25 protein-coding genes and 5 tRNA genes are annotated in these 25,611 nt (G+C 70.6%); 18 read left to right on the forward strand and 12 right to left on the reverse strand.

The window, feature by feature from the left end; genetic code table 11:
* Positions 1–129: 129 nt before the first annotated feature.
* Positions 130–200: transfer RNA gene (locus tag AC5020_RS15770), tRNA-Gly, on the reverse strand.
* A 255-nt stretch (positions 201–455) separates the two neighbouring features.
* On the opposite strand from AC5020_RS15770, the gene dcd reads away from it, so the two are divergent.
* Together dcd and AC5020_RS15780 are read left to right on the forward strand one after the other, a co-directional pair.
* Entirely contained in the window at positions 456–1,049 is a 594-nt protein-coding gene (gene dcd / locus AC5020_RS15775; RefSeq protein ID WP_377018256.1) for a dCTP deaminase, read from the forward strand.
* The gene (locus tag AC5020_RS15780) at positions 1,046–1,867 is read left to right on the forward strand and encodes a hypothetical protein (RefSeq protein WP_464988972.1); all 822 of its coding nucleotides are present in this window, start codon (positions 1,046–1,048) and stop codon (positions 1,865–1,867) included. Before dcd ends, AC5020_RS15780 begins: the two co-directional genes overlap by 4 nt.
* A 64-nt stretch (positions 1,868–1,931) precedes the next feature.
* Here the strand turns inward: AC5020_RS15780 and AC5020_RS15785 are convergent, their stop codons facing one another.
* Complete coding sequence (locus AC5020_RS15785; RefSeq protein ID WP_464988973.1) at positions 1,932–3,311, reverse strand: MFS transporter; 1,380 nt, start codon at positions 3,309–3,311, stop codon at positions 1,932–1,934.
* Between the two features lie 136 nt (positions 3,312–3,447).
* Between AC5020_RS15785 and AC5020_RS15790 the strand changes: the two genes are divergently transcribed.
* Genes AC5020_RS15790 through mnhG form a run of 6 tightly spaced genes read left to right on the forward strand, consistent with a single transcriptional unit; the run spans position 3,448 to position 10,518 of the window.
* Positions 3,448–6,372 (forward strand): Na+/H+ antiporter subunit A, encoded by a 2,925-nt coding sequence (locus tag AC5020_RS15790; protein ID WP_464988987.1) that lies wholly within the window; start codon positions 3,448–3,450, stop codon positions 6,370–6,372.
* Positions 6,362–7,144, forward strand: coding sequence for a Na(+)/H(+) antiporter subunit C (locus AC5020_RS15795; protein WP_464988974.1), 783 nt, complete (start codon positions 6,362–6,364; stop codon positions 7,142–7,144). The genes AC5020_RS15790 and AC5020_RS15795 overlap by 11 nt, the downstream gene beginning before the upstream one ends.
* 2 nt (positions 7,145–7,146) lie before the next feature.
* Entirely contained in the window at positions 7,147–8,700 is a 1,554-nt protein-coding gene (locus AC5020_RS15800) for a Na+/H+ antiporter subunit D (protein WP_464988975.1), read from the forward strand.
* The gene (locus AC5020_RS15805) at positions 8,697–9,233 is read left to right on the forward strand and encodes a Na+/H+ antiporter subunit E (protein WP_377018251.1); all 537 of its coding nucleotides are present in this window, start codon (positions 8,697–8,699) and stop codon (positions 9,231–9,233) included. Before AC5020_RS15800 ends, AC5020_RS15805 begins: the two co-directional genes overlap by 4 nt.
* A complete protein-coding gene (locus AC5020_RS15810) occupies positions 9,230–9,937 on the forward strand; it encodes an MrpF/PhaF family protein (RefSeq protein WP_464988976.1) in 708 nt (235 codons plus the stop codon). The genes AC5020_RS15805 and AC5020_RS15810 overlap by 4 nt, the downstream gene beginning before the upstream one ends.
* Positions 9,934–10,518, forward strand: a complete 585-nt coding sequence (mnhG, locus tag AC5020_RS15815; protein WP_377018249.1) for a monovalent cation/H(+) antiporter subunit G — start codon at positions 9,934–9,936, stop codon at positions 10,516–10,518. Before AC5020_RS15810 ends, mnhG begins: the two co-directional genes overlap by 4 nt.
* 95 nt (positions 10,519–10,613) lie before the next feature.
* Here the strand turns inward: mnhG and AC5020_RS15820 are convergent, their stop codons facing one another.
* Positions 10,614–12,323, reverse strand: a complete 1,710-nt coding sequence (locus tag AC5020_RS15820) for a formate--tetrahydrofolate ligase (RefSeq protein WP_464988977.1) — start codon at positions 12,321–12,323, stop codon at positions 10,614–10,616.
* A gap of 121 nt (positions 12,324–12,444) precedes the next feature.
* On the opposite strand from AC5020_RS15820, the gene AC5020_RS15825 reads away from it, so the two are divergent.
* Entirely contained in the window at positions 12,445–12,807 is a 363-nt protein-coding gene (locus AC5020_RS15825) for a serine/threonine protein phosphatase (protein ID WP_377018247.1), read from the forward strand.
* A 33-nt stretch (positions 12,808–12,840) separates the two neighbouring features.
* Here AC5020_RS15825 and AC5020_RS15830 read toward each other — a convergent pair whose 3' ends face one another.
* The gene (locus tag AC5020_RS15830; RefSeq protein ID WP_464988978.1) at positions 12,841–13,476 is read right to left on the reverse strand and encodes a maleylpyruvate isomerase family mycothiol-dependent enzyme; all 636 of its coding nucleotides are present in this window, start codon (positions 13,474–13,476) and stop codon (positions 12,841–12,843) included.
* Between the two features lie 168 nt (positions 13,477–13,644).
* On the opposite strand from AC5020_RS15830, the gene AC5020_RS15835 reads away from it, so the two are divergent.
* Both AC5020_RS15835 and AC5020_RS15840 read left to right on the forward strand, forming a co-directional pair.
* On the forward strand, positions 13,645–14,541 hold the full coding sequence (locus tag AC5020_RS15835; protein WP_464988979.1) for a sulfite exporter TauE/SafE family protein: 897 nt from the start codon (positions 13,645–13,647) through the stop codon (positions 14,539–14,541).
* Positions 14,542–14,568: 27 nt separating this feature from the next.
* Positions 14,569–15,030, forward strand: coding sequence for an RrF2 family transcriptional regulator (locus AC5020_RS15840; protein ID WP_377018243.1), 462 nt, complete (start codon positions 14,569–14,571; stop codon positions 15,028–15,030).
* Positions 15,031–15,118: 88 nt separating this feature from the next.
* Here the strand turns inward: AC5020_RS15840 and AC5020_RS15845 are convergent.
* The 3 genes from AC5020_RS15845 to AC5020_RS15855 form a co-directional block, all read right to left on the reverse strand.
* A tRNA-Phe gene (locus tag AC5020_RS15845) sits at positions 15,119–15,194 on the reverse strand.
* A 197-nt stretch (positions 15,195–15,391) separates the two neighbouring features.
* A complete protein-coding gene (gene curA / locus AC5020_RS15850; RefSeq protein WP_377018242.1) occupies positions 15,392–16,414 on the reverse strand; it encodes an NADPH-dependent curcumin/dihydrocurcumin reductase in 1,023 nt (340 codons plus the stop codon).
* Positions 16,415–16,518: 104 nt separating this feature from the next.
* Positions 16,519–16,592 (reverse strand) — tRNA-Asp (locus tag AC5020_RS15855).
* A 231-nt stretch (positions 16,593–16,823) separates the two neighbouring features.
* Between AC5020_RS15855 and AC5020_RS15860 the strand changes: the two genes are divergently transcribed.
* Positions 16,824–16,973 (forward strand): hypothetical protein, encoded by a 150-nt coding sequence (locus tag AC5020_RS15860; RefSeq protein ID WP_464988980.1) that lies wholly within the window; start codon positions 16,824–16,826, stop codon positions 16,971–16,973.
* 150 nt (positions 16,974–17,123) lie between these two features.
* Here AC5020_RS15860 and AC5020_RS15865 read toward each other — a convergent pair.
* Positions 17,124–17,196: transfer RNA gene (locus AC5020_RS15865), tRNA-Glu, on the reverse strand.
* Positions 17,197–17,425: 229 nt separating this feature from the next.
* On the opposite strand from AC5020_RS15865, the gene AC5020_RS15870 reads away from it, so the two are divergent.
* Positions 17,426–17,791, forward strand: coding sequence for a metallopeptidase family protein (locus tag AC5020_RS15870; protein ID WP_464988981.1), 366 nt, complete (start codon positions 17,426–17,428; stop codon positions 17,789–17,791).
* A gap of 8 nt (positions 17,792–17,799) precedes the next feature.
* On the opposite strand, the gene AC5020_RS15875 is transcribed toward AC5020_RS15870, so the two are convergent.
* A complete protein-coding gene (locus AC5020_RS15875; RefSeq protein ID WP_377792988.1) occupies positions 17,800–18,492 on the reverse strand; it encodes a response regulator in 693 nt (230 codons plus the stop codon).
* Positions 18,474–19,613 carry a sensor histidine kinase gene (locus AC5020_RS15880; protein ID WP_377792989.1) on the reverse strand — a complete coding sequence of 380 codons (1,140 nt, stop codon included), beginning with the start codon at positions 19,611–19,613 and terminating at the stop codon, positions 18,474–18,476. The genes AC5020_RS15875 and AC5020_RS15880 overlap by 19 nt, the downstream gene beginning before the upstream one ends.
* Before the next feature lie 200 nt (positions 19,614–19,813).
* On the opposite strand from AC5020_RS15880, the gene AC5020_RS15885 reads away from it, so the two are divergent.
* The 4 genes from AC5020_RS15885 to AC5020_RS15900 all read left to right on the forward strand — a co-directional run bounded on the left by AC5020_RS15885 (position 19,814) and on the right by AC5020_RS15900 (position 23,749).
* Entirely contained in the window at positions 19,814–20,842 is a 1,029-nt protein-coding gene (locus AC5020_RS15885; protein ID WP_464988982.1) for an ABC transporter ATP-binding protein, read from the forward strand.
* Between the two features lie 114 nt (positions 20,843–20,956).
* Entirely contained in the window at positions 20,957–21,691 is a 735-nt protein-coding gene (locus AC5020_RS15890) for a hypothetical protein (protein ID WP_464988983.1), read from the forward strand.
* A 254-nt stretch (positions 21,692–21,945) separates the two neighbouring features.
* The gene (locus AC5020_RS15895; protein WP_464988984.1) at positions 21,946–23,589 is read left to right on the forward strand and encodes an alpha/beta hydrolase; all 1,644 of its coding nucleotides are present in this window, start codon (positions 21,946–21,948) and stop codon (positions 23,587–23,589) included.
* Positions 23,590–23,676: 87 nt separating this feature from the next.
* Positions 23,677–23,749, forward strand: a tRNA-Thr gene (locus tag AC5020_RS15900).
* Positions 23,750–24,027: 278 nt separating this feature from the next.
* Here the strand turns inward: AC5020_RS15900 and AC5020_RS15905 are convergent.
* Together AC5020_RS15905 and AC5020_RS15910 are read right to left on the reverse strand one after the other, a co-directional pair.
* Entirely contained in the window at positions 24,028–24,270 is a 243-nt protein-coding gene (locus AC5020_RS15905; protein ID WP_377017500.1) for a hypothetical protein, read from the reverse strand.
* 159 nt (positions 24,271–24,429) lie between these two features.
* Positions 24,430–24,906: a DUF4383 domain-containing protein gene (locus tag AC5020_RS15910; RefSeq protein WP_464988985.1), complete on the reverse strand. Its 477-nt coding sequence runs from the start codon at positions 24,904–24,906 to the stop codon at positions 24,430–24,432.
* A gap of 518 nt (positions 24,907–25,424) precedes the next feature.
* Here AC5020_RS15910 and AC5020_RS15915 point away from each other — a divergent pair.
* Positions 25,425–25,611, forward strand: a 187-nt coding sequence (locus AC5020_RS15915; protein WP_464988986.1) for a hypothetical protein, incomplete at its 3' end; no start/stop codon positions are given.

The raw sequence follows: 25,611 nt of genomic DNA on the forward strand, positions 1-25,611 counted from the left end.
CCACCGGAGAAGTCCTCAGAGAGCTCATCATCGACCCCACCCGCGACTACCAACCACAGCAGAGATGACAAAGGCCCGAACCCACGTTGCGTGGGTTCGGGCCATGCCGATGTCCTGCGACATCACAAGAGCGGGTGACGGGAATCGAACCCGCGCTGTCAGCTTGGGAAGCTGAAGTTCTACCATTGAACTACACCCGCGAATCGCCGCGACCGGCACCGTGTCCCCGTCGGGGACCTTCGCCGCCTCAGCGAACGCACGCCAGCATAACCCGTCCGCCGCGGTGCTCGCGAACCGGGAGGACAGACCGTGACCGGCCTGACGCACCCGCGGGGCCGGCCCGGGGGCGCCCGGTGCTGCGAGGGCGTCCGGCGGCGCGGAGGCGCCCGTCGGCCGGCGGGGGAGTCCGCTGGGACACGGTGCCGTCTCCGGTGCGCGGCGGTTAGGCTGACGCCGTGCTGTTGAGCGATCGCGATATCCGGGGCCAGATCGAGGCCGGGCGAGTACGCCTGGATCCTTTCGACGACGCCATGATCCAGCCGGCGTCCGTGGACGTGCGGATAGACCGCTACTTCCGATTGTTCGACAACCACAAGTACGCGATGATCGACCCCGCCGTGGAGCAGGCCGAGCTCACCCGGGAGGTCGCGGTCGCCCCCGAGGAGCCGTACATGTTGCACCCGGGGGAGTTCGTCCTGGCCTCCACCTATGAGCAGATCACCCTGCCGGAGGACGTCGCCGCCCGGCTGGAGGGCAAGAGCTCGCTGGGTCGCCTGGGCCTGCTCACGCATTCGACCGCCGGGTTCATCGACCCGGGCTTCCAGGGGCACATCACCCTGGAGCTGTCGAACATGGCCACGCTGCCGGTGGCCCTGTGGCCCGGCATGAAGATCGGCCAGCTGTGCTTCTTCCGCCTCTCCAGTCCGTCGGAGCGGCCCTACGGCAGTGCGGGCAACCTCAACCGGTACCTCGGCCAGCGGGGCCCCACCCCGTCGCGCTCGGCCCGGAACTTCCATCGCACCCGGATCTCCGTGGAGGAGGACCAGTGAGCGACGCCGGCGTTTCCGACGCGGACCGCACCGGTCACCGCCTCCAGCTTCCCCGCGACACCGTTGCAGCGGAGGTGCTGGCCATGGTGCGCAACGTGCGCCCGCACGCCGAGCTCGACGAGGACGGTGTCATCGACCTCGGCGAGGACGTCCGCCTGCTGCCGGACCGTTCGCCGCGCGGCGCGGGCCGCTGGACCGTGGACACCCCGCGGGTGCGTGAGGATCCGGTGCCCGACGGGTTCAGCGATTCCCATGGCTACGGGCGGGCGTTCCCGGACGGCCTGCCGTTCGGCGTGGAGCGCCGGGCTCTGGACCTGGCCTGGTCGCTGGGTCGCCGGCTGTTCGGGGCGGTGGTCACCGACGGCGGCGTCCGCCTCGAGCCGCACCCCTTCCACGTGCGGGACCTGATCGTGGTCAGTCCCCATGCTCTGGCACCGGAGTCCCTCGCCCAGCTGCTGGCGCCGCTGGAGCCGGAGGCCGAGCTCGACGAGGTGCCCGAGGAGACCCCGCGCAGCGGCTACAGCCTCACGATCCCACTGCCGGCCGGCGATGAGATCGCCGTGCGGGTGGGCCGCAGCTCGCGGCCGACGGCGCTGACCGCCCTCGGCTGGCTGGACGACGCGGTCGACTACGCGCTGGTGCATCTGCCCGCTGACGACGGGGAGGACGAGATCGAGGTCCCCGACGCCGAGACGGCGGAGCGCTGGTCCCTCGCCTACCGGCGCATCGGGCTGATCGCCGGTCTGCTGACGGAGACCGTCGGCGGCTACGTCGTGGACCTCGAGGGCTTCCTCGTCGACCCCGCGGACCTGGCCTGACCCGACCCGGAACGCGGCCGGCACGACCGGTCGCCGGCCCGTGGATCGACCGGCTCCCTCGACCTCAGGAGCGGGCGGGCTCCGTGAGCGCGGCGGGCGCCTTCCCGGCGGCGCCGAGCCGAATCGGCAGGAAGGCGACCAGGCCCACCGCCATCACCAGCACGATCCCCAGGATGCCGGTGCGGGTGTCCTGGAAGATCGCGACCGTGGCGGCGAACGCGGCGGTCCCCAGGAACCCGAGGGCCCGGCCGGTGGTCGCGTACAGGCCGAAGTTCTCGGTCTCGCGGCCGGGCCGGGACAGGCGCGTCAGCAGGTTCCGCGAGGCGGACTGCACCGGGCCGACGAACAGGCAGATGGCCAGGCCGGCCACCCAGAACACCAGCGTCGAGCCGAAGAACAGCACCACCAGGCCCAGCACGATGATTCCGAGGCAGCCGGCGATGATCACCGGCCGCGGGCCGACGCGGTCGTCGACCCGCCCGCCGAGGAAGACGCCGCAGCCGGCCACCAGGTTCGCGGCGATGCCGAAGACGATGATGCCGACGGTGTCGAAGCCGTAGGCGTTGGCCGCGAGCACTCCGGCGATGGAGAACACGGCCCCCAGGCCGTCACGGTAGATCGCGGAGGCCACCAGGTACTGCAGCATCACCGGCTCCTCGCGGAATGCGCGGAGCACGCGACGCACGATGCTCGCGTACCCCTGCAGTGGCGTCCACCTCTGGCCGGGGGCGGAGGCACGGTGCGCGGGCGCCCAGATCATCAGCGGCAGCGTGCCGATCAGGATCCAGGCCGCGACGAACAGCGGGATCGCCCGCAGGTTCCAGCCCTCGTCCCCGGTGATCCCCAGCAGGCCGGTGCCGGGCATCACGAACAGCACCAGCACCAGCCCCAGGCACACGATCGAGCCCCAATAGCCCACGGCCCAGGCGGTGCCGGAGACGCGGCCGCGGTTGTCCGGGGTGGAGATCTCCGGCAGCACGGAGTTGACGAAGACCCCGGCGAGCTCGCTGAAGACCACGGCCAGCGCGATCAGCACCGCTCCCAGCGTCAGGAAGTCCGAATCCAGGGCCACCAGCGGCATCAGCGCGATCGTGGCCACCGTGGCCAGGGTGGTGATGCGCAGCAGTGCGTTGCGGGCGCCGCCGCTGTCGGCGAGATTGCCCAGCAGCGGTGCGAGCAGGGCGATCGCCACGGCCCCGATCGACTGCCAGGTGGTGAGGACCTGGGACCCGTGGTCCTGAGCGGCCTTGACCGCCTCCTCGCCGACGGCGCCCTCCGCGGCGACCGCGCTGGCGACATAGGTGGCGAAGACGAACGTGAGGATCACGGAGCTGAAGGCGGACATCCCGCCGTCCCACAGCGCGAAGGAGACGACCGAGCGACGGAGGGAGCGAGGGGCGGTGTCCGGCGCGACCGGGTCGCGGTCGGGCGGAGTAGTGACCATGCACTCACTCTACGGAGCCGGCGGCGGGCGTGAGCGCAGGTCCGCCGTCGACTCTCGGAGAACTCTGAACGCGCTCCCGTAGAATGCCGGGAGCCCCTCTGCTGCGCACACGATGGACGGAGACTGCGTGTACACGATGCTCCTGGCCCATCTGGTGGCCGCCCTTCTCGGGCCGGGGCTGGTGCGGGCGATGGGGCGCGGAGCCTTCTTCCTCCTGGCCGCGGTGCCGGGGGTCTCGGCGGTGTGGCTGGCCACGATCGACCCGGCCGCCCTGGCCGAGGCGCCGCTGGACGCGTCGGTGCCCTGGGTTCCGGCACTCGGCATCGACCTCGCCTTCCGCCTGGACCCGCTGAGCTGGGTGATGGCGATGATCGCCACCGGCATCGGAGCGCTGGTACTGCTCTACTGCGCACGCTACTTCCAGGACAACGAGCCGGGACTGGGCCGATTCGCGGGAGTGCTCACGGCATTCGCGGGCGCGATGGTGGCGCTGGTGCTGGCCGACGACGTGCTGGTCCTCTACACGTTCTGGGAGCTGACCACCGTCTTCTCCTACCTGCTGATCGGGCACTATCAGGACAAGCAGGCCTCGCGCCGGGCAGCGCTGAACGCCCTGATCTCCACCACCGCGGGCGGTCTGGCGATGCTCGTGGGGCTGCTGATGCTCGCCGCCGCGGCCGGGTCGCTGCGGATCTCGACCATCGTGGCCGCGCCGATCTGGGCCGACGCGGGGCCGGGCCTCGCCCTGGCCGTGCTGCTGATCCTGGCGGGGGCCGCGACCAAATCGGCACTGGTGCCCACGCACTTCTGGTTGCCCGGAGCGATGGCGGCACCCACCCCGGTCTCCGCATATCTGCATGCGGCGGCCATGGTCAAGGCCGGCATCTACCTGATCCTGCGGCTGGGTCCGGCACTGACCCACCTGGAGGCGATCAGCGTCCTGATCGCCGTGCTCGGGGCCGCCACCATGCTGCTCGGCGGGTGGCGCGCGCTGCGCCAGACCGACCTCAAACTGCTGCTGGCCTACGGCACCGTCTCCCAGCTCGGCTTCCTCTCGGCCGTGGCGGGCCTGGCCACTCACGACGCGCTGCTGGCGGCGATGGGCATGCTGGTGGCCCATGCCGTGTTCAAAGCGCCCCTGTTCATGGTCGTCGGGATCATCGACAAGAAGTTCGGCAGTCGCGACCTGCGGATCCTCTCAGGGGTCTGGAGGGTCGCGCCGGTGGTCGCCCTGATCGGCGTGGTCTCCGCGGCGTCGATGGCTGCGGTGCCGCCGCTGTTCGGCTTCGTCGCCAAGGAGGCGCTGTACGCCGCGCTCTGGGAGGGCGGGGACTGGCACCGGCTGCTGCTGGCCGCCCTGGTCGCCGGCTCCATCCTGACCGTCGCGTACTCCTGGCGCTTCGTGGCCGGTGCCTTCGGGGTCGCACCGGGCGCCCCACCGGTCCAGCGCGCGAGGATCCCGGCGCTGTTCTGGCTGCCGCCCGCGGTCGTCGCCCTGGGATCCGTCGCGCTGGCGGCGGCCTCGGGACGGGTCGAGGAGATCGTCGCCGCGGTGGCCGCCGCTGTGCCCGCGGCCGGGGAGACCGTGCACCTGGCGGTGGTGCCGTCCCTGGGGGTGCCCCTGCTGGCCTCGGTGCTCACCCTCGGCCTCGGGGTGGTGCTGTGCGTGGTCGCCAGGCCTTTCGCGAGGTTCCAGAAGCAGGTCTCCCCGCAGCGCTGGGCCGGGGAGGAGGCGCTGGACCGGATCGACGCCGAGCGCGGGTTCCGACGGCTGCTGCGCAAGATCGACTCCCTCTCCGTCGCCGTCACTCCGCTGTTCCAGAGGGGCTCGCTGCCCTACACCCTGGGCACGATGCTGCTGGTGCTGATCGCAGTGGTCGTGCCCGTGGCGATCACGCTGACTCCGGTGCCGACGAATCTGGTGCTGTTCCGCCACCCCCTCGAACTGATCGTGCTGCCGGTCGCGGCGCTCGCCGCCGTGGGGGCGGCCCGTTCCCGTCGTCGCCTGCGGGCGGTGTTCCTGATCTCCGTGACCGGGTACGCGGTGGCGATGCTGTTCCTGGTCGCCGGCGCCCCGGACGTCGCCACCACGCAGGTCCTGGTCGAGACCGCGATGACGGTGGTGCTGGTGCTCGTGCTGCGCCGGCTGCCGATCCACTTCTCCCGCCGGCCCCTGCGGATCGGGGCGTGGGGACGCTGGGCCATCGCGGTCACGACCGCGGTGGTGCTGTGCGGGGCGACCCTCTACGGCGCCGCCGCCCGCTCCGGCCCGGCGCTCGGGCCGGGCCTGATCGAGGCCGCCTACGAGATCGGCGGGGGCCACAACGCCGTCAACGTGGCGCTGGTGGACGCCCGCGTGTGGGACACCATGGGCGAGATCGCGGTGCTGCTCGTGGTCGCCACCGGAGTCGCCTCGCTGATCTTCGTCACCCGGCGGGAACCGTCCATCTCCCGGGTGCGGGACCTGGACCCGCGCGCCTCCATCTGGCGGCGCCGCTCCGATGCCGCGCTCCCGCAGAACGCGCTGGACTTCGACGCCCGCCCGGACGACGTCTCCGGGGGCAACCGCTGGCGCACCTGGCTCTCGGCCGGCCTCACCCTGGCCCCCGAGCGGCGGATGGTGATCCTCGAGGTGGTCACCCGCATCGCCTTCCCGCTGATGATGATGTTCTCGCTGTACCTGCTGATGGCCGGCCACAACCATCCCGGCGGCGGGTTCGCCGGCGGCCTGGTGGCGGGCCTCGCCCTGGCTCTGCGCTACCTGGCCGGCGGCCGCTACGAGCTCTCCGAGGCGGCACCGGTCCAGGCCGGCTTCGTCCTGGGCAGCGGGATGGTGCTGGCCGTGGCCGCCGGGGCGCTGCCCGTGCTGCTGGGCGGGAGCGTCTTCGCCACGGCGACGCCCGTGCTCGAGGTGCCGCTGCTGGGCGAGGTCCACCTGCCCAGCGCCCTCCTGTTCGACACCGGGGTGTACCTGGTGGTGGTCGGGGTGATGCTCGACGTCCTGCGCTCCCTGGGCGCCCAGATCGATCAGCAGCAGGAGGCCGAGTCCGATGCCGGTTAGCCTCACTCTGCTGCTGATCGCCGGGGTGCTCATCGCCTGCGGCGTCTACCTCGTGCTCGAGCGCACCCTGACCCGCGTGGTGCTGGGCTTCGTGCTGCTGGGCAACGGCGTGAACGTGCTGTTCATCGTCGCCGCCGGCGACCCCGGCCGGCCCCCGTTCCAGGGCAGCGGCGAGGCGGAGACCATGACGGACCCGCTGCCGTTCGCGATGGTGCTCACCGCGATCGTGATCTCCCTGGGGATGACGGCCTTCGGGGTGGCCCTGGCCTACCGGGCCTGGCAGCTGTTCGGCCACGACGAGGTGCCCGACGACGTCGAGGACCGCCGCGTGCTGCGGCGCAGCCGCCGCCGCGCGGAGGGGAGCGAGGACCTGCCGTGGTCCCAGGTGCTCTCCGAGGAATCCCGGCGCGGTGCGCTCATGCACTCCCAGGGCTTCGCCCCCTCCGGCGGAGATCCGTTGGGCTCGGACCTCACCGGGGCCCAGGACGTCCCGCAGGATCACACCGAGGCCGACGAGGGCGAATCACGGGCGCCCCGGCCGGCCGTGCGCCGTCGGGGCCCGCGCCGCGCGCACCACGCGGCCGACGCCCCGGGGGCGGGTCCGGCGACGGACCCGGAGTCGGACCTCGGCCACGGGACGGGCGCTGATCCCGGAGCCGCCCCCGGCACAGATCCCGGCACAGACCCCGGCACAGACCCCCGCACAGGCCCGGGCGCTGCCCCGAGGCCCCACGCGCCGGGCCGCGAGCACACCGACGGAGAGGAGGAGTGAGCATGGAACTGCTCCTCGCGCTGCCGGTGATGCTGCCCCTGGGCGGTGCCGCCGTGACCCTTCTGCTGCGCCACCACGCCCGCGTCCAGCTGTGGCTGACGATCCTCACGCTGGTCGCCATCCTCGTCGTCTCCCTGGTGATGGGCTACCACGTCACCCAGGACGGCGTGCTCGTCCTCCAGATCGGCAACTGGACTCCGCAGCTGGGCATCGTCCTGGTCGCCGACCGGCTGACCGCCCTGATGCTGCTGGTCTCCAGCTTCGTCACCCTCGCCGTGCTCGTGTACTCCAGCGCGCAGGCCGTCAGCGAGAACTCCGGCCGCACCCCGGTGGCGATCTACCACCCCACCTACCTGGGTCTGGTCGCCGGGGTGTCCATGGCGTTCCTCGCGGGGGACCTGTTCAACCTCTACGTCGGCTTCGAGGTGCTGCTGGCGGCGAGCTTCGTGCTGCTGACCCTGGGCGGCTCGGCCAGCCGCACCCGCGCCGCGACCACGTACGTGATCGTCTCCCTGCTCAGCTCGGTGATCTTCCTGGCGGCGATCGCCGCGGTGTACGCCGCGGCCGGCACCGTGAACATGGCCGAGCTCGCGGTGCGCCTGGACGTGCTGGACTTCGGGACCCGCATGATCCTGGAGCTGATGCTGCTGGTCGCGTTCGCGATCAAAGCCGCGATCTTCCCCCTCAGCGCCTGGCTGCCGGACTCCTACCCGACGGCGCCCGCGCCCGTGACCGCCGTGTTCGCCGGGCTGCTGACGAAGGTGGGCATCTACGCGATCGTGCGCCTGGAGACGCTGCTGTTCCCCGCCTCCCAGATCCAGAACCTGCTGCTGGCCGCGGCCGGGCTCACCCTGCTCGTCGGCATCCTCGGCGCCGTGGCCCAGACCGACCTCAAACGCGTGCTGTCCTTCACGCTGGTCTCCCACATGGGCTTCATGCTCTTCGGCATCGGGATGAGCACCCTGATGGGGATGGGGGCGGCGATCTACTACATCGCCCACCACATCACCGTCCAGTCCACGCTGTTCCTGGCGGCGGGACTGATCGAGCACCGCGGTGGGACGACGAACCTGGTCAGGCTGGGCGGGCTGGCGCGGCTGGCCCCGCTGATCGCGGTGCTGTTCTTCGTCCCGGCCATGAACCTCGCCGGCATCCCGCCGCTGTCCGGATTCCTCGGCAAGGCCGGGCTGATCCAGGCCGGCCTCGACTACGGGGCCCCCGGGCAGATCCTCGTGGCCATCAGCGTGGTCACCAGCCTGCTGACGCTGTACGCGATGGCGAAGATCTGGAACCGTGCGTTCTGGCAGGAGCCGGGGGAGGAGGTCCTCTCCCGCGAGGTGCGCACGCCGCGCGTGATGACCGGCGCGACGGCGGCACTGGTGGGCTTCTCGCTGCTGCTGACGGTGCTGGCGGGACCGCTGATGGACTACTCGACCGAGGCGGCGCGTACGGTGCTCTCGAGGGCCCCGTACGTCGGGGCCGTGCTCGGGGACGAGGCCGCGAGCGACCTGGTCTACCGGATCGACGACGAGGGCCGGAAGGTGGAGGAGCGATGACCGGACGCCTGCGCGACCTGCTCGGCTCCTGGCTGTGGATCCTCATCTCCGTGGCGCTGTGGTGCCTGCTGTGGGGCGGTTTCGGCCTGCAGAACGTCCTCGGCGGCCTGCTGGCCGCGGTGCTGGTGTTCGCCCTGTTCCCGATGCCGCCGACCGGGCACGAGCTGACCCTGCGCCCGCTGCGCTTCGCCTACTTCGTGCTGCGCTTCCTGGCGGATCTGTGCGTCTCCGCGGTCGAGGTGGGCTGGTACGCGGTCCGGCCCCAGCCTCCGCCGCCGAGCTCGGTGATCGCCGTGACGATGGCCTCGCGCTCGGACTTCTTCCTCACCGCCACCGGCGTGCTGTGCACGCTGATCCCGGGCTCGGTGGTGGTCGAGGCGCAGCGCGCGACCGGCATGCTGTTCCTGCACACCATCGGAGCCGGCACGCCCGAGGAGGTCGAGCGGGCCCGTCGCACCGTGCGCGCGCAGGAAGCACGGCTGCTGCGGGCCGTCGGCCGCCGCCAGGTGCTCGAGGATGCGGGGCTGCGATGAGTCCCTTCGATCTGATCCTCGTCATCTATGGGGCGATCCTGTCCCTGACCGCGCTGAGCGTCGTCTACCGCATGATCGTCGGCCCCACCATCCTCGATCGCGCCGTCTCCACGGATTCCCTGGTCGTGCTGGTCGTGATCGGCATGGCCGTGTATACGGCACATGCCCGGGCGGCCTGGGCGGGACCGGCCATGCTGGCCCTGACCGGACTCGCCCTGATCGGCACCGTCACCTTCGCCCGCTTCGTCGCGCGCGAGGAGCCCATGCAGGGCACGCGGCGCCGCCACCAGGAGGAGCCGCACACCGACACGGGCCCGCTCGATGCCATCCACGTCGATCACCGCGATGGAGCCCCCGGCCGTCCCGTCGGCTCTCAGGGCGCGGCCGACGGCCCCCAGGGCGCCGGCGCCACGGACTCCGCCGGCTCGCTCGGCGCGAACGCCGAGGGATCCGTCAGCTCGCTCAGCACCATCCCGGAGGTGGCATCGCCGGCGAACACGTTCGATCTCGAGGACGGTCAGGACGCCGCCCTGGAGGTGGGCGAGACCGAGCGCGGGTTCGAAGCGGAGGACGGTTTCGGCCTCGAGGACGGGCCGGGCCCGCAGCGCGGCGTCGGCGCCGGGACCGAGGACGGGGACGGGGCTCTCGCCGACGACGAGGACTGGGGTTTCGGAGCAGACCGGTCGCAGGGGGAGGGACGATGACCATCGTGGAGACCATCGCCGCCGTGCTGATCGGCGCCGGACTGGTGCTGGCCGTGCTGGCCGCGATCGGGCTGAACCGGTTCGACGGCGTGCTCATGCGCCTGCACGCCGCCTCCAAGCCGCAGACCCTGGGCCTGATCCTCGTCTTCTCGGGGGCCGCCCTGGTGTCGCGGTCCTGGTCGCTGGCCGCCTTCCTGCTGGTGGTGCTGCTCGCGCAGATGCTCACGGTGCCCGTGGCGAGCGTGATGGTCGGTCGTGCCGCCTTCCGCCGCGGCTTCGTGCGCGGCGGGGACTACGCGATCGACGAGCTCAGCCCGCGCCTGGCCTCCCCGTCGGACGAGGACGACGACGAGGACGGATTCCTCGATGAGGCCGGCGACGACCACGAGAGCATGGCCGACGGGGGACGCTTCCCCGAGAACGTCGGCGTCTCCACGGCGGACGCGGTCACCGACCGCAACTGGCAGGAGCCCGAAGCCGGTGCGGAGGACGTCGAGGACTCCGAGGTCATCGACGTCGACCTCGAGGACGAGACCGAGCGGGAGGCCGTGGAGGTCGCAGAGCGCGACCGCCGTCGCTGAGCGCGACCGTCGCCGCTGAGCGCGACCGTCGCCATCGAGCGACCGGGCTCCGTCGTCGACGCAGCGCGATCCGGGCTCTCGGCGGCCGGACGAGCTCAGAAGAGTCCGACGGATTCCCCGGTCTCGGTGACGCCCATCCGCAGCGCGGCCGGTTCCTTGGGCAGCCCGGGCATGGTCATGATCGATCCGGTCAGCGCGACCACGAACCCGGCCCCGATCTTCGGCACCAGATCGCGCACGTGCAGCACATGGCCGGTGGGCGCCCCGAGCAGGGTGGGATCGTCGGAGAGGGAGTACTGGGTCTTGGCGACGCACACCGGCAGGGTGTCCCAGCCGTTGCGCTGGAGCATCTTCAGCTGCGCCGGGGCGCGGTCCTCGAAGACGACGTCGTCGGCCCCGTAGATCTCGCGGGCCAGGGTGCGCAGCGAGGCTTCGATGCCGTCGGCCGGATCGTAGAGCGGGCGGAAGCCCGTCTCATCCGTGCCGGTCGTGTCGCCGCGGGCCGCGTCGATCGCAGCGAGCACCTCGTCGGCCACGGCGAGACCACCCTCACCGCCGCGGGCCCACACCTCCGACAGTGCCGCGTGGAAGCCCTGCTGCCGGGCCCAGCCCAGGACGGCCTCCAGCTCGGCCTCGGTATCGGTGGGGAAGCGGTTCAGTGCGACGACGGGCTCCAGGCCGAACTTCCGGAGGTTCTCGACGTGGCGGGCGAGGTTCGAGGTGCCCGCCAGGGCCGCCTCGATGTTCTCGGTGGCGAGGTCATCCTTGGCCACACCGCCGTGCATCTTCAGCGCCCGCACCGTGGCCACGACCACCACGGCGTCGGGCGTCAGGTCACCCAGGCGGGCTTTGATGTCCAGGAACTTCTCGGCGCCCAGATCCGAGCCGAAGCCGGCCTCGGTCACGGTGATCTCGGACAGCGACAGCGCCAGCCGGGTTGCGGCCAGGGAGTTGCAGCCGTGGGCGATGTTCGCGAAGGGACCTCCGTGCACCAGTGCCGGGGTGCCGCCGAGGGTCTGGACCAGGTTCGGCAGCAGGGCGTCCTTGAGCAGCATGGTGATGGCGCCGGCCACCCCGAGGTCGGCGACGGTGACCGGCGCCCGGCCCCTGGTGAAGCCCACCACGATCCGGCTGATGCGCGCTTCGAGGTCCGCGAGATCGGTGGCCAGGCAGAGGATCGCCATGATCTCGGAGGCGACGACGATGTCGAAGCCGTCCTCGCGCGGCACGCCCTGGCTGGGGCCGCCGAGGCCCACCACGATCTCTCGCAGCGCGCGGTCGTTGACGTCCACGACCCGCTTCCACTGGATGCGGCGCGGGTCGAGGTCCAGCTCGTTGCCCTGCTGGATGTGGTTGTCCACGAGGGCGGCCAGTGTGTTGTTGGCGATCTGGATCGCGTGGAAGTCGCCGGTGAAGTGGAGGTTGATGTCCTCCATCGGCACCACCTGCGAGTAGCCGCCGCCGGTGGCGCCGCCCTTGATGCCCATGATCGGGCCCAGCGCCGGCTCGCGCAGCGCGACCATCGTCTGGAGCCCCTTCAGGGAGAAGGCATCGGCGAGGCCGACGGTCGTGGTCGATTTGCCCTCGCCGGCCGGGGTGGGGGACATGGCCGAGACCAGCACCAGCTTCGGGGAGCGCGCCGCCTCGGGGCCGGGGGCGCTCATCCGGCGGATGTCGACCTTGGCCTTGTTCGTGCCGTAGGGAACGAGAGCCTCGTCGGGAATTCCGGCCCGCGCGGCGATCTCGGTGATGGGTTGCAGGGTCGCAGCTTGTGCGATCTGGAGATCCGGGTTCTCGGCAGACATCGTTGTCGTCCTCCCAGCAGGTTCGGCGTGCCCGGGATCGTGCCCGGTTGCTCAGCCCAACTGTACGGGCGGTGCTCCCCGTGCGTCACGAGATCCCGGGGGCTGGGTAGGGTGTCTCCTCATGAGCGATGCGAGCGACTGGGTCACGGTGACCCGCGAGGACGGCGAGACGGTCGGCTACCTCGAGCCGCTCACCGACGACTACGACGTCGTCCAGCCTCGCAGCCTGCTCGGACACTGCCTCGGTGAGCCCGTGGAGTTCGTCGCGGGCGAGGAGCTCGTCGAGCAGCAGGGACTGTGGGAACTCGCCGAACAGTGGGTGCTGGACGCGGACACCGACGACGAGATCACCGGGCTGACGATCGTCGAGCTCTCCCCGCGCGGCGTGGTGCTGGCCGACTACCTCGCGACCAAGGGCCTGATGGGCACCGACAGCCTGCACGTGCGGTGGCCCGACACGGAGCGGCGCCTGCGGCGGCAGTGACGTGTCGGAGCAAACACGCGTCGGCCTGTTCGCTCAGGCATCGGCCAGGCGATCGCGCAGGATCGCGGCCCCTTCGCCGGACAGTTCATCCAGCGCGCTCGGACGTCCGGCCATCGCGAGAACCAGCGCGAGGGAGTTCCCCGTGACCATGGGGCCGTCCCCGGTGCGCAGCTGCCCGTCGTTCGATTCGAGACGCAGCCCCTTGGTGAGCGTTCGGCTGTTGACGGCGAAGTCCGTGCGGGCGAAGAAGGCGGCGACCGCTTCGACCGCCTCCCGGGAGGGGAGAAGAGTTAGGCCCAGCGGGCGGGCGATGTCCTGAGAGTGCACGACGACCTCGCCGAGCGCTCCCTGCTGCGATCCCAGTGGCGCGGCGGTCGTGGTGCTCGCGCGACGGAAAGTGGCGAGGGTCTCGGCCGGGGTCGCGCCCCGATGCTTCTCGAGCAGCCGCCGATTGTGACGGTCCGTGTCGAACCGGGAGGCGACCATGTTCGCCAGCCAGGGGACGGTGGAGGTGCGGGCCGCGGCGGTGAGGTGGGCCAGGACGTCCTCGACCGTCCATCTGTCGCACAGCGAGGGGGTGTTCCAGGCGTCGTCAGGCAGGTCGGAGAGCGATTCCGCGAGAGCGGCTCGTTCAGCGTGGATGAGGGGCCAGAGGTCGCGGTTGCTCACGCTGGTCACGCTATGGCTACTCCGTGCCCTGCACAAGGGTGCGCATGCCGGCAGAGGCTCGCGAACCCAAAGTGAACCAAGGCGGTGTACATAATCTAGTTAGTGTGGTTCGCTGGCTCGGTCCGGTTGGTCAGCTTCGACGGTTCCCTGCGGGGAAGGGTGGGCAGGATGCGCAAACTTCTGGTTCTTGCGGCGGTAGGGCTGCTGGCCCAACTCGTCGACGGATCGCTCGGAATGGCCTATGGCGTCACGTCCTCGACCATGCTGCTGGCAGTGGGGATCGCCCCGGCCGCTGCCTCGGCGGCGGTGCACTTCTCGGAGATCGGCACGTCGCTGGTCTCCGGGATCTCGCACCACAAGCTGGGCAACGTCGACTGGCGGACGGTGGCGATCCTCGCCGGCCCCGGATTCGTCGGCGCCTTCGCCGGTGCCACGTTCCTCTCCAGCCTGGACGGAGCAGTCGCGAAGCCGTGGGTCGCGGGCCTGCTGCTCCTGCTGGGTCTCTACGTGCTCTGGCGCTTCCTCGTCCTCGGTGGGCGCCGGCCTGTCTTCAAGGCCCGCCCCGGGTCAGGGATGCTGGTTCCGATGGGCCTGGTCGGCGGCACCCTGGACGCGGTCGGGGGTGGCGGATGGGGGCCGGTGGGGACCACCACGCTGCTGTCCTCGGGGCGTCTGGAGCCGCGCAAGGTGATCGGATCCATCGACACCAGCGAGTTCCTGGTCGCCGTCGGCGGCTCGCTCGGCTTCCTCATCGCGCTCGGCTCGCAGGGGATCGAATGGGCGATCGCCGGCGCCCTGCTCGCCGGCGGTGTGATCGCCGCCCCCATCGCCGCCTGGCTGGTGCGGATCCTCCCCGCGCGGGTCATCGGCGTCGCAGCTGGCGGGCTCATCGTGCTCACGAACGTCCGCACCATCGCCGGCACCTTCGGGATCACGGGCAGTGCCGCCACGGTGCTCACCGTGGCCGTCGCTGCCGCATGGCTCCTCGCCATCGCGTGGGCCGTGCGCCAGGAGCGCACCGCCAGAGCTGCGGAGGCCGCCGAGGCGGAACTGATCGCAGCATGATCCGCCGGCTCTGCGAAACTGGGCGCTATGAGGGTCTCCACCAAGTCCGACTACGCGCTGCGCGCGCTGATCGAGATGGCCTCGGGGGATCCGAGCCGGGGTCCGCTCAGCGCTGAGGTGCTCGGGAACGACCAGGACATCCCTCGCGGATTCCTGCTGACCATCCTCGGAGACCTTCGACGGGCAGGACTCGTGCAGTCACAGCGCGGCCCGGCCGGCGGATGGCGGTTGGCCAAGCCGGCGGACGAAGTCAGCGTCGCGGACGTGATCCGGGCTGTCGACGGACCGCTGGTGTCGGTGTACGACCAGCGCCCCGAAGCCGTGGCCTACAACGGGAACGCGGCACCCCTGCAGCGGGTGTGGATCTCGGCCAGGCATGCATTGCGGAGCGTCTTCGAGCACGTGTCCATCCAGCAGCTGGCCGACGATGACCTGCCCGACGAGGTCACCCGGCGCACCGAGGACGAAGACGCCTGGCGATCGCACTGACGGCGGCCCTTCGTCCTGGACGGCCGCGCTGATCGTGACCCGTCGGCCTGGACGACAGAAGGGACGATCCGCAGATCGTCCCTTCCTGTGGTGGCTCCGACCGGCGTCGATCCGGTGACCTTTCGATTTTCAGTCGAACGCTCTACCAACTGAGCTACAGAGCCGTGACCGCCGAAGCGGCCGAGGACAAGGTTAACAGGCCTCGAGGGGTGGACCCAACCCGGGCTGCGCGGTGAGAGCGACGCCACGGGCAGGGCCGCAGGTCCCGACGGCCGAGGCTGGGGTGGCAGAGGACGTGGAGGCATCCGCGTCGCGCGCGCACCCGCGCCCCGGCCCGTCGGGCACGAGGGATCCCGTCAGGTCAGGAGACCTTGATGATCGCCTTGCCGAAGTTGTCCCCGCGCAGCATCCCGACGAAGGCGTCGGGGGCGTTGTCGAGCCCCTCGGTGATGTCCTCGGTGTAGGTGACCTCGCCGGAGGCGACCCACTGCGTCATGTCCCGCAGGAAGTCGGAGAACATCGAGCTGACGAACTCGCGCTGGATGAAGCCGCGCAGGGTGAGGCTCTTGGACAGCACGGCGCCCATCAGCTGCCCGCTGCGATCGGGGCCCTCGGGCAGCGAGGTGGCGTTGTAGTTCGCGGCCAGCCCGCACACGGGGACGCGGGCGAACTCGTTCAGCTGCGGCAGCACGGCATCCCACACGGGCCCGCCGACGTTCTCGAAGTACACGTCGATGCCGTCCGGCGCGGCCTGCTCGAGGCGGCCGGGAAGATCCGGTGCGCGGTGGTCCAGCGCCTCGTCGAAGCCGAGCTCACGCAGATGGGCGATCTTGCGCTCCCCGCCGGCGATGCCGACGGCCCGGGCGCCCTGGAGCTTGGCGATCTGGCCGACGGCGGAGCCGACCGGGCCGGTGGCGGCGGCGACCGCGACGGTCTCACCCGGCTGCGGCTTGCCGATGGCCAGCAGGCCTGCGTAGGCGGTGAACCCGGGCATGCCGAGCACGCCGAGCGCAGTGGTGACCGGGGCGGCGTCGGGGTCCAGCCGGCGCAGCCGCTCGGCGGGCTCGAGGCTGTACTCCTGCCACCCGCCGTAGGACAGGACGATCTCTCCCGCGGTGAACTCCTCGGCCCCGGATTCGACCACCTCGGAGACGGTGCCGCCGACGACGACGTCCCCGACCTCCATCGGGGCCGCATAGGACTTGGCATCGCTCATGCGGCCGCGCACGTAGGGGTCCAGCGAGATGTAGCGCGTCCGCAGCAGCACCTGGCCCGGGCCGGGGGAAGGGACGGCGACTGCGTCATGGAGGAAGTCGCTTCCGGTGGGTTCTCCGTGGGGCCTCGAACCGAGGCGGATGCGGTGGTTCAGTGCTGTCGTGCTCATTGTGCGAGCGTATGCCCGCAGGTCGGGGAGATGTCCAGGTGTGAGGCGGCGATCTCGGACACGACGAAGGCCCCGGAACCATGTTCCGGGGCCTTCGCGAGGGGCGACCCTGACCGGGCTTGAACCGGCGACCTCCGCCGTGACAGGGCGGCACTCTAACCAACTGAGCTACAGGGCCTTGGTGTTCGATCCGCTCGGCGGATCGACCTGGATAACTCTACCGGACCTTCGCGGCGCTCACAGCCACTTTGGCTGTGAGCCGTCTCGCACCTGCCGCCCGAGGGGCGGCCGACGTGGTCGGCTCCGACAGTATGCCTGGTCAGACGGTCCGCTGAGTAGAGTCTCTGGGCATGACCCACGACACCGCCGAGTCCACACCCCCGCAGCGCCTCCGCTGGTCATCGCCATCGTGGCGACCATCTTCGGCGTGATCGGCCTCGTGTCGACAGGGCGTCGCCGCACGGCAGCGGTCATCGGGACGACCTTGGGCGTCTCCCACGTGGTCGTAGCGGGGCTCGGACTGGTGGGGATCATGATCATCGGCGCAACGCTCAGCTGACGATCGAGAGCCAGTTGACGCTCGAGGGCGGCGCGCTGTCCTCGCGCGTCCGGTCCCACTGCGATGTGATGTTCTGCCCGAGAGACTCCGATGGCCTCCGGACTGGAGTCCGAAGGCCATGGTCGAGTTCTTCAGAGCAGGTCAGAGGAGTACCCCCAACGGGATTCGAACCCGTGTCGCCGGCGTGAAAGGCCGGTGTCCTAGGCCGCTGGACGATGGGGGCCCGGACAGCGAAAACTGCCCGCCGCAGAGCATACCTGCCCGTCGCGCATGCCGCGCGCGCACTGCCGGTCGATGCGGCGTATCCGACATCCGCCTCGAGCGCTCTCACGTCCCGCCCCGCTTTCCGTGCTCATTCCTTCCGCGCTTCCTGCGCACCTCTCCTCCGCCCGTGACGGTTGCATGTCGGTCTGCCCATCAGGCGCTGGGCGTGAGCGTGGTTCGATGGCTCCATGATCACGATCAGCCGCGAGGAGTTCGAGGAAGCGGTCGACGACGCCCTGGACTCCCTGCCCGAGGAGGTCGCCCGCTCCATCGCCGAGGCGAATGTGGCGATTCTGGTCGAGGAGGAGCCCAGCCACGAGCACTCCGCCGGCACCGAGCTGCTGGGTCTGTACGAGGGCATCCCGCTGGACAAGCGCAGCGTCTTCGACGGCTTCGCCCAGCCCGACCGGATCTTCATCTTCCGCGGCCCGCTGCAGCGCACCGCCGTCTCCCGCGAGCACCTCGTGGAACAGATCGCCGTGACGGTGCTGCACGAGCTCGGCCACCTCTTCGGCATCAGCGACGCGCGCCTGCACGAGCTCGGCTGGGGCTGAACGGCCGCTCAGCCCTCGACGGCGGGATCCACGTCGAGGTCGCTGAGGCCCGCTTCGTGGGCGATGATCGCGATCTGGACGCGATTGGTGCAGTCGAGCTTGGCGAAGATCTTCGAGACGTGCGCCTTGACCGTCGCCTCGCTCATGAACAGGCGCATCCCGATCTGCGCGTTCGACAGCCCCGCGCCCACGGCGCCGAGCACCTCCGTCTCACGCTCGGTGAGCTGGTCCAGCCCGGGGTGGCGCTCCTGGCGGGAGCCGGGATTGGCGTCGGAGAAGTGGGAGAGCATCCGGCGGGTGATGGTGGGGGAGAGCATGGCGTCACCGCCGGCGACCACGTGCACCGCCCGGGCCAGCTCCTGGGGCGGGGTGTCCTTCAGCAGGAAGCCGCCCGCCCCGGCCTCGAGCGCCTGGAACACGTACTCGTCCATGTCGAACGTGGTCAGCATGATGATCTTCGGCGGGTCCGGCAGGGCCGAGACCGCTTTGGTGGCGGCGATGCCGTCCATGCCGGGCATGCGCACGTCCATCAGCAGCACGTCGGGCCGATGCTTGTGCACCAGCGGCACCGCCTCGGAACCGTCCGCGGCCTGGCCGACGATCTCGAGCGTGGGATCGGCCCCCAGGATCATCGCCAGCCCGGCGCGCACCAGGGAATCGTCGTCGATCAGTCCCACGCGCGTCACGTTGTCGTCGGCCACGGGATCACCGCCCTCACTTCGAAGCGTCCATCATCGGTGGGCCCCGACGTGATCGTCCCACCCGCATGGGCCACGCGGGTCTCGATGCCCGACAGTCCCATCCGGGCCCCGGGCAGATCAGTCGTGAACCCCTTGGGCAATACATTACTGACCTCGATGATCAGCTCCGTGCCGGGCTCGCCGATCAGGGCGACCCGGGCCTTGGTGTGCAGGGCGTGCTTGTGGATGTTCGTCAGCCCCTCCTGCACGACCCGGTACGCGGTGCGCGCCAGCGGATCGGGGACGGGATCGTCGATGAAGTCGAACAGATCCACTGTGATCCCCGCATCCTTCGAGGTCTCCACCAGGCGTCGCACGTCCTCCCACGTCGGCTGCGGCATCAACGGGGCTTCCTCGCCGTCGCTGCGCAGCACGCCCAGCACCTCCCGCAGCTCCGACAGCGCGGTGGTCGCCGTCTGCCGGATCAGCGCGGCCGACTGCTCGACCTGCGCCCGCTCCAGGTTCGAGTTGACCTCGAGCGCCCCGGCCTGCAGGGCGACCAGCGAGATCTTGTGGGCGACGATGTCGTGCATCTCCCGGGCGATGCGGGTGCGCTCGGCGCGGCGGGCCTGCTCCTCCGCCGCGGCCTGGCCCGTCTCCGCCTGCTCGGCGCGCTTGTGCAGCTGCGCCAGCAGCATGCGTCGCGTGGAGGTGTACATCCCGGTCGCGGCCGCCGCGGCGACCACGAGCACCGTCAGGACCAGGCCCATGACCGTCCCCGTCGTCGAGATCGCAGGACCCTGCAGCGCCGCCACCGGCACCGCCCCCGAGGCCACCGCGAGCACCGAGACCAGGAAGGTGCGCAGGCGGCTGCTGCTGCGGGTGGCATAGGCGTAGGTGACGATGATCAGGATGGCCAGCGACCATGACAGGGAGTTCAGCGCGAGCACCAGCGGCAGCAGCCACGGCCAGTGACGGTGCCGGAACATCAGTGCCCCCGCGAGCAGAGCGGCGAGCCCGGCCCGCCACCACTCGCCGGGGCTGGTCGCCGTGAGCACCAGCAGGACCACTTCGATCCCCACCACGGCGAGGACCAGCACTTCCTGCCAGATCCGGCGCACGGGCGCTCCCAGTTCCTCCACGTCGACACTGTATCGGCGCCCGAACTGCCTGCGGCGTCCAGATCCCCGTCGCCGGACCCATCCAGCCGGAGGTCGAGCCGCGCATCGACGGAGGTCGTAGCACGGCCGACGGGAACCACTGAGGATCCCGACGTTCGTCATCGAGCGCCTGACCGCCGGTCGCTGTCGCGAGCAGACCGCCGGGGAGGAGGCTCGGGACCATGACGACGAACACCGGCCCCCGTGACGAGACCCCCAGCGGCGACAACGGCACCCGCGACCCCTCCGCGCCCACCCTCACCGCCGGCAGCGCAGCCCTTGAGGTGCGCTCCGTGACCAAGCGCTACGGCGGCCGTGCCGCCGTGGACGATCTCAGCTTCGTCTGCCACCCCGGCACCATCACCGGCTTCCTCGGTCCCAACGGTGCCGGGAAGTCCACCACCCTGCGGATCCTCACCGGCCTCGCCGAGCCCGACGCCGGCCAGGCCCTCGTCGGCGGCGCGGACTACCGCAGCCTCGACCACCCCGCGCGCATCATCGGCGTGATGCTCGATGCGCGCGCCCTGCACAGCGGCCGCACCGGGCTGGAGACCCTGCGCCTCGCGGCGCGCACCATCGGCATGCCGCCGGCCCGGGCCGACGAGGTCCTCGAGATGGTCGGGCTCGCCGACGCCGGCGCCAAGCGCGTGGGCGGCTACTCCTACGGCATGCGCCAGCGCCTCGGCATCGGCGTCGCCCTCATCGGCGACCCCGCCGTGCTCGTGCTCGACGAGCCCGCCAACGGCCTGGACCCCGAGGGGATCCGCTGGATGCGTCGCCTGCTGCGCTCCTTCGCCGATGCCGGCGGCACGGTGCTGCTGTCCAGCCACCAGCTGCGCGAGGTCCAGGCCACCGTCGACCGGCTGGTGGTGATCGCCGGCGGCCGGCTGGTGAAGGAGGGCACGCTCGAGGACCTCACCGCCGGCGGCGGCACCCACGTGCGGGCCCTGAACCCGGCGGCGCTGATCACTGCCCTGGACAAGCACGGCATCGCCTACGAGCACCGCCCCGGAGAGGTGCTCGAGGTCAGCCTCGCCCCGGAGGACGTCGGCCGCCTCGCCCTGCGTGAGCAGATCGTGCTCACCTCCCTCGGTGCGGCCGACGGCGGCGGCCTCGAGGAGATCTTCTTCGCCCTGACCGGGCAGACCGAGCCGGAGGCCGCCGACGGGGGCTCATCGCTCGCCCAGCCCATAGAGCCCGCGTCGGTCTGACTCCGCGCGCCCCCACCGAGGGACCGCGGCCGCTTTCCCTCACGGGCGCCCGCGCTCGATCCCGAGCGTGACGCCCTGCCCGTGACCTTCATCGACTCTTCCGAGGAGACCCCCATGCGCCCCCTGCTCGACATCCGCGCCTATCTCGATACCCGCGCCGCCGCCATCATGGTGGCCATCAGCCTCATCCTCGTCGCCGCGTTCGCCGGTCTCGGCGGGCTCCTCCAGCCCGCGCTGCTGCCCATGAACACCTCGGACCTCGAGTTCACCGTCATCACCCTGTCCCTGCCGCTGTCCCTGATCATCCCGATCATCGCGGTGCTGATCACCGCGGGGGAGTGGTCCGACGGCTCCATCCAGGTCACTCTCCTGCAGCGCCCCGGGCGCCTGGCGGTGCTGGCCTCGAAGACGCTCGCCGCGATCGTGGTGGTCGGTGTGCTGGTGGCGCTCTCGCTCGCACTCGCCGCACTGGCCACCTGGATCGGCGGTGAGATGCTCGGCGACGGCGCGTCCTTCGACACGCTGGACGCCGTGCTGACCACACAGCTGTCCCTGCTCGCGGCCACGCTGCTGTTCTCGCTGGCCATGGGCCTGGCCCTGCAATCGACCGTGCTCGGCCTGATCGCCGCGATCGGGTTCCCCTTCGTGGTCGGCACCGCCTCCGCGGTCGGAGTCCTGACCGGCTCCGAGTTCCTCACCGACTTGGTACGCGCATTCGACCTGCAGACCGCCGCCACGGCCTTCGGGAACGGGGAGGCGACAGCCTTCGAACTGATCCCGCTGGTGCTGCTGGTGATCCTCCCGGCCGCGTTCGGGATCTGGCGCTGGTCGCACCGCGAAGTCGGATGACCCTCGGCGAGCCGACGGAGACGGAACGTCGCAGCCTGACACCCCGGACCAGAAGCTAGGACGGCAACGGACCCGGCCCGAGGCGGGTGGCGCGGCCCGAGCGGGACCCGGCGAGGCCTAGGATGGCCGGGCCCCGCTCCTCGCGCGCATCCGACCCGCGGCCGGGTCCGATCGTCGGATGAGCGCTGCGGGGCTGCACTCCTCGGCGGCCCCGTCGCCCCGGTCCCGTCCGTCCTCAGACAAGGAAACACCGCATGACCTTCGCAGGCCTGTCGCCTCGTCCGTTCGCCCGCATCACCGCAGCGGCGGCAGCGGCGGTCCTGCTGATGGCGGGGTGCACCCAGGACGACGTCGGCCCCGACCGGAGCGCCGGCTCGGCCAGCGACGGCGGCGGCGCCACCCAGCACGCCCCCGCCGGAGAAGCGGATCTGCCCCTGACGGAGATCGGGACCTCGGCCGCCCAGGACCTCGGCACGGACCCCGCCACCGACCCGGCCTACGCCGAGTACTACGAGCAGTCCATCGAGTGGGGCGAGTGCGAGGACGTCGCGAACCCGGACGCCGAGTGCGGGACCATCACCGTCCCCCTGGCGTGGAACGATCCGTCGGCCGGGGACATCGAGATCGCCGTCGCCCGTATCGCGGCCACCGGCGAGGCCACCGGATCCCTGGTGGTCAACCCGGGCGGCCCGGGCGCCTCCGGCGTCAACTTCCTGGAATCGGCGCCGTACTTGATCTCTCCCGAGGTCAGCTCCTCCTACGACCTGGTCGGCTTCGACCCCCGCGGCGTCGCCCGCTCGGCCGGCATCGAGTGCCTCAGCGACGAGGAGACCGACGAGTACCGCTCGGTCACCGCCGAGGCGGGGACCCCGGAGGCCGACCAGCTCGCCGAGGAGTGGAACACCCGTCTGGCCGACGCCTGCGAGCAGAACTCGGGGGACGTGCTGGCCTACCTCGACACCTACTCCGCGGCCCGCGACATGGATGTGCTGCGCGCAGCACTGGACTCGGAGCAGCTGGACTACCTCGGCTACTCCTACGGCACCTACCTCGGGGCCACCTACGCCGATCTCTACGCCGACCGGGTCGGCAAGTTCGTCCTGGACGGCGCCATGGATCCCACGATCACGATGGACGAGCTCTCCGCCGGGCAGGCCGAGGGCTTCGAGCAGGCCACCGAGGCGTTCCTGCAGGATTGCCTGGACAGCGCCGATTCGTGCCCGTTCTCCGGGGACCCCGCGGCTGCCAAGGACGAGCTGATCTCGTTCTTCGAGTCCGTCGATGACGAGCCGCTGGAGACCGACGATCCCCAGCGGCCGCTGACGGGCGCGCTCGCGCGATCGGCCGTGATGTCGATGCTGTACAGCGACCAGTCCTGGACGGAGGGCCGCGAGGCGCTGACCGCCGCCATGGAGGGGGACGGGCAGCCGCTGCTGGCCATCGCGGACCGCTCCGCCGAGCGCCTGCCCGACGGCACCTACCGCACCAACTCGACCTACGCGATCACCGCCGTGAACTGCCTGGACCATCCCGGCATCGCCGACGAGCAGTGGCAGGACCAGGAGGCTGAACGACTCGCGGAGGAGTTCCCGACCTTCGGGCCGACCATGGGCAACGACAACTCGCCGTGCGCCCAGTGGCCGGAGCCCGCGCTTCGCGAGCCCGCGCCGATCGCCGCGGAGGGCGCCGGCCCCATCGTGGTGATCGGCACCACGGGCGATCCGGCCACCCCGTACAAGTGGGCCGAGAGCCTCGCCGACCAGCTCGACAGCGCGAGCCTGCTGACCTTCGAGGGCAACGGCCACACCGCCTACGGGCGCTCCGGCGGCTGCATCGAGGAGCAGGTGGACGCCTACCTCCTCGAGGACACGGTCCCGGAGGACGGGCTGACCTGCTGAGCGTGACGCGGATCGCGGCCAATCGCTTTGCGCCCGCCACCGCGAGTCCCGTACAGTGATGCGGTCCGCCATGTGACCGGCGGGAACGCCGCCTTAGCTCAGTCGGTAGAGCGATTCACTCGTAATGAATAGGTCGCCGGTTCGATTCCGGCAGGCGGCTCGGCAGGTCAGAGAACGAAACGCCCCGCTCTCCATCTTGGAGGGCGGGGCGAATTGTGTTCATCGGGTGTTCATCCGACCCTGGCGTCCATCTCGCTCTCACGTCATGCTGGCCCCATGGGCGATCTCGCTGTCTTCTCCGCGCATCAGCAGGGTGCCGCGGGGTGCGGTGCCAGGTCGAAGTGCCTAGTGTCGTGGACTCGGGTTGCTTCGGACGAGCGGAAGGTGGGGGCAAGATTCTTCGCCCCCACCTTCCGACTGTGCGACGCGTGCTAGCTGTTAGCCCTTCTTCCCGAGGGCGGGGAGTGAGCGCTGCTCTTCGAGCTTCATAGCGACGCCCAGTACGAAGAAGGTTGGAGCCCATTGACCGACGAACAGACCCCAGCGGTCGGCTTGAGCGCGCGAGTCACTGGACTTCATGGCGGACATTGTCCACTGGGCGACCGTCAGGCCGATCGACGCAAAGCCGGCGGTGTACATGTGGTCCGACCTCAGTCCGAGGTCGCTCAGCATCTTGAGCATGATGTTCTCCATTCAGTGAGGTGGTGCGGTTGTTGTACGGGGGGTCTTCCTGCTTGTTGAACCCGCCCTTCACCTCCCGGTGGCCTTCTCGACCGGGGTGAGCCTGTCTGTGGTGTCGTAGAGAGGCGGATGGGGGCTCCGGCGTCGGTTCCCTCTCGGTCACCCGAGCTGGGTCGCGGTGGCGGTGCGGCCTGGTCGGCGCCGGGGCAGGAACGACAGGGCGATCATGGTGACGCCGAGGACGAAATGGAGCCAGTCATCGGCGGTGTTCAGCGGCACGAAGTTGGCCATCGATTCCTCGCCGATGACGAGGCCGTATATCGACAGCACCAGGTAGACGATGCCGCCGATCAGCAAGTAGAGACGGGCAAGGGATGCGCGGCTGGCCAGGGCAATCCCGGCGACGCCGTACAACAGATGCACGACGTTGTGCAGGATCGAGACCTGGAAGATGCCCAGCAGCATCGCTTCAGATTGATGCCCAGCGAACTGCATCGAACCGACGTCGCTCGTCAGGCCGGGGATGAACCCTGCTATCCCGACGAGAAGAAAGACGCCACCGTACACCAGGGCCGCGATCTGAACTGGGGTACGGCCGAGCTCATTCACAGTGGGGGAGCGGTCAGGCGTATTCATCAGCAATCCTCCGTTCACTTGAGCCTCGCTCAGGTGCCGCGAGGACACGAGGAGCGTGATGTCTATGGGAACTTCGATGACAGCGTGTCCACCTTGACTCTCTTGTCGACTACGTGTCCTGAGTCACAACCTAGCCCCTGGTGAGCGGTGGACTCAAAGGATCCGACCGATCGGAATGAAAGCTACCTCGAAGACTGGGGTTCTGTGGACGGGGATCGACTGCTCACCCTGGCCCGGATCTACCGGCCAGTCGAGCTCGACACCTTCCCCTGCGTCGATCTTCACCCGGCCCGTAGTTGCCACGTCGGCCCCCTGATAGGACTTGTGGCGTTCACGACAGCTGCCCTCGGTGTGGCCATTAAGCGAGGTGGGCGCGGCTGACTCCGCTCAGCAGTCCTGGACTGAACATGGCTGATCTCCACGGCGTGAGATTCCCGTCGCGCGCACTCCTCGACGTCGGGGCCGGAGCCGGACCGCATAAGGTCATCCCGACACCCCGCCGAGTCACAGGAGCACCCATGGACCGCGACAGCCTGACCACGTTCATCGCGAGCACGATCGCCGGCCCCTCGGGCCGGCACGACGCCAGCGACTTCGATCTCGACGCCATCGCCGACGACCTCCAGCAGCTGGCCGAGAGCAAGAACCTAGACAGCGTCGAGGACCTCCGCACCGCTGACTTCTGGGCCGCCGTGGAGAAGCACC

This window comes from Brachybacterium sp. SYSU DS0246 (assembly GCF_059391765.1).

Coding starts and splice junctions, on each gene's coding strand:
- AC5020_RS15825 (WP_377018247.1), top strand. CDS start 12,445: ATGAGCGATGCGAGCGACTGGGTCACGGTGACCCGCGAGGACGGCGAG.
- AC5020_RS15800 (WP_464988975.1), top strand. CDS start 7,147: ATGGAACTGCTCCTCGCGCTGCCGGTGATGCTGCCCCTGGGCGGTGCC.
- AC5020_RS15835 (WP_464988979.1), top strand. CDS start 13,645: ATGCGCAAACTTCTGGTTCTTGCGGCGGTAGGGCTGCTGGCCCAACTC.
- AC5020_RS15895 (WP_464988984.1), top strand. CDS start 21,946: ATGACCTTCGCAGGCCTGTCGCCTCGTCCGTTCGCCCGCATCACCGCA.
- AC5020_RS15840 (WP_377018243.1), top strand. CDS start 14,569: ATGAGGGTCTCCACCAAGTCCGACTACGCGCTGCGCGCGCTGATCGAG.
- AC5020_RS15810 (WP_464988976.1), top strand. CDS start 9,230: ATGAGTCCCTTCGATCTGATCCTCGTCATCTATGGGGCGATCCTGTCC.
- AC5020_RS15795 (WP_464988974.1), top strand. CDS start 6,362: ATGCCGGTTAGCCTCACTCTGCTGCTGATCGCCGGGGTGCTCATCGCC.
- AC5020_RS15910 (WP_464988985.1), bottom strand. CDS start 24,906: ATGAATACGCCTGACCGCTCCCCCACTGTGAATGAGCTCGGCCGTACC.
- AC5020_RS15805 (WP_377018251.1), top strand. CDS start 8,697: ATGACCGGACGCCTGCGCGACCTGCTCGGCTCCTGGCTGTGGATCCTC.
- curA (WP_377018242.1), bottom strand. CDS start 16,414: ATGAGCACGACAGCACTGAACCACCGCATCCGCCTCGGTTCGAGGCCC.
- AC5020_RS15885 (WP_464988982.1), top strand. CDS start 19,814: ATGACGACGAACACCGGCCCCCGTGACGAGACCCCCAGCGGCGACAAC.
- AC5020_RS15890 (WP_464988983.1), top strand. CDS start 20,957: ATGCGCCCCCTGCTCGACATCCGCGCCTATCTCGATACCCGCGCCGCC.
- AC5020_RS15790 (WP_464988987.1), top strand. CDS start 3,448: ATGCTCCTGGCCCATCTGGTGGCCGCCCTTCTCGGGCCGGGGCTGGTG.
- mnhG (WP_377018249.1), top strand. CDS start 9,934: ATGACCATCGTGGAGACCATCGCCGCCGTGCTGATCGGCGCCGGACTG.
- AC5020_RS15870 (WP_464988981.1), top strand. CDS start 17,426: ATGATCACGATCAGCCGCGAGGAGTTCGAGGAAGCGGTCGACGACGCC.
- AC5020_RS15820 (WP_464988977.1), bottom strand. CDS start 12,323: ATGTCTGCCGAGAACCCGGATCTCCAGATCGCACAAGCTGCGACCCTG.
- AC5020_RS15785 (WP_464988973.1), bottom strand. CDS start 3,311: ATGGTCACTACTCCGCCCGACCGCGACCCGGTCGCGCCGGACACCGCC.
- AC5020_RS15905 (WP_377017500.1), bottom strand. CDS start 24,270: ATGCTCAAGATGCTGAGCGACCTCGGACTGAGGTCGGACCACATGTAC.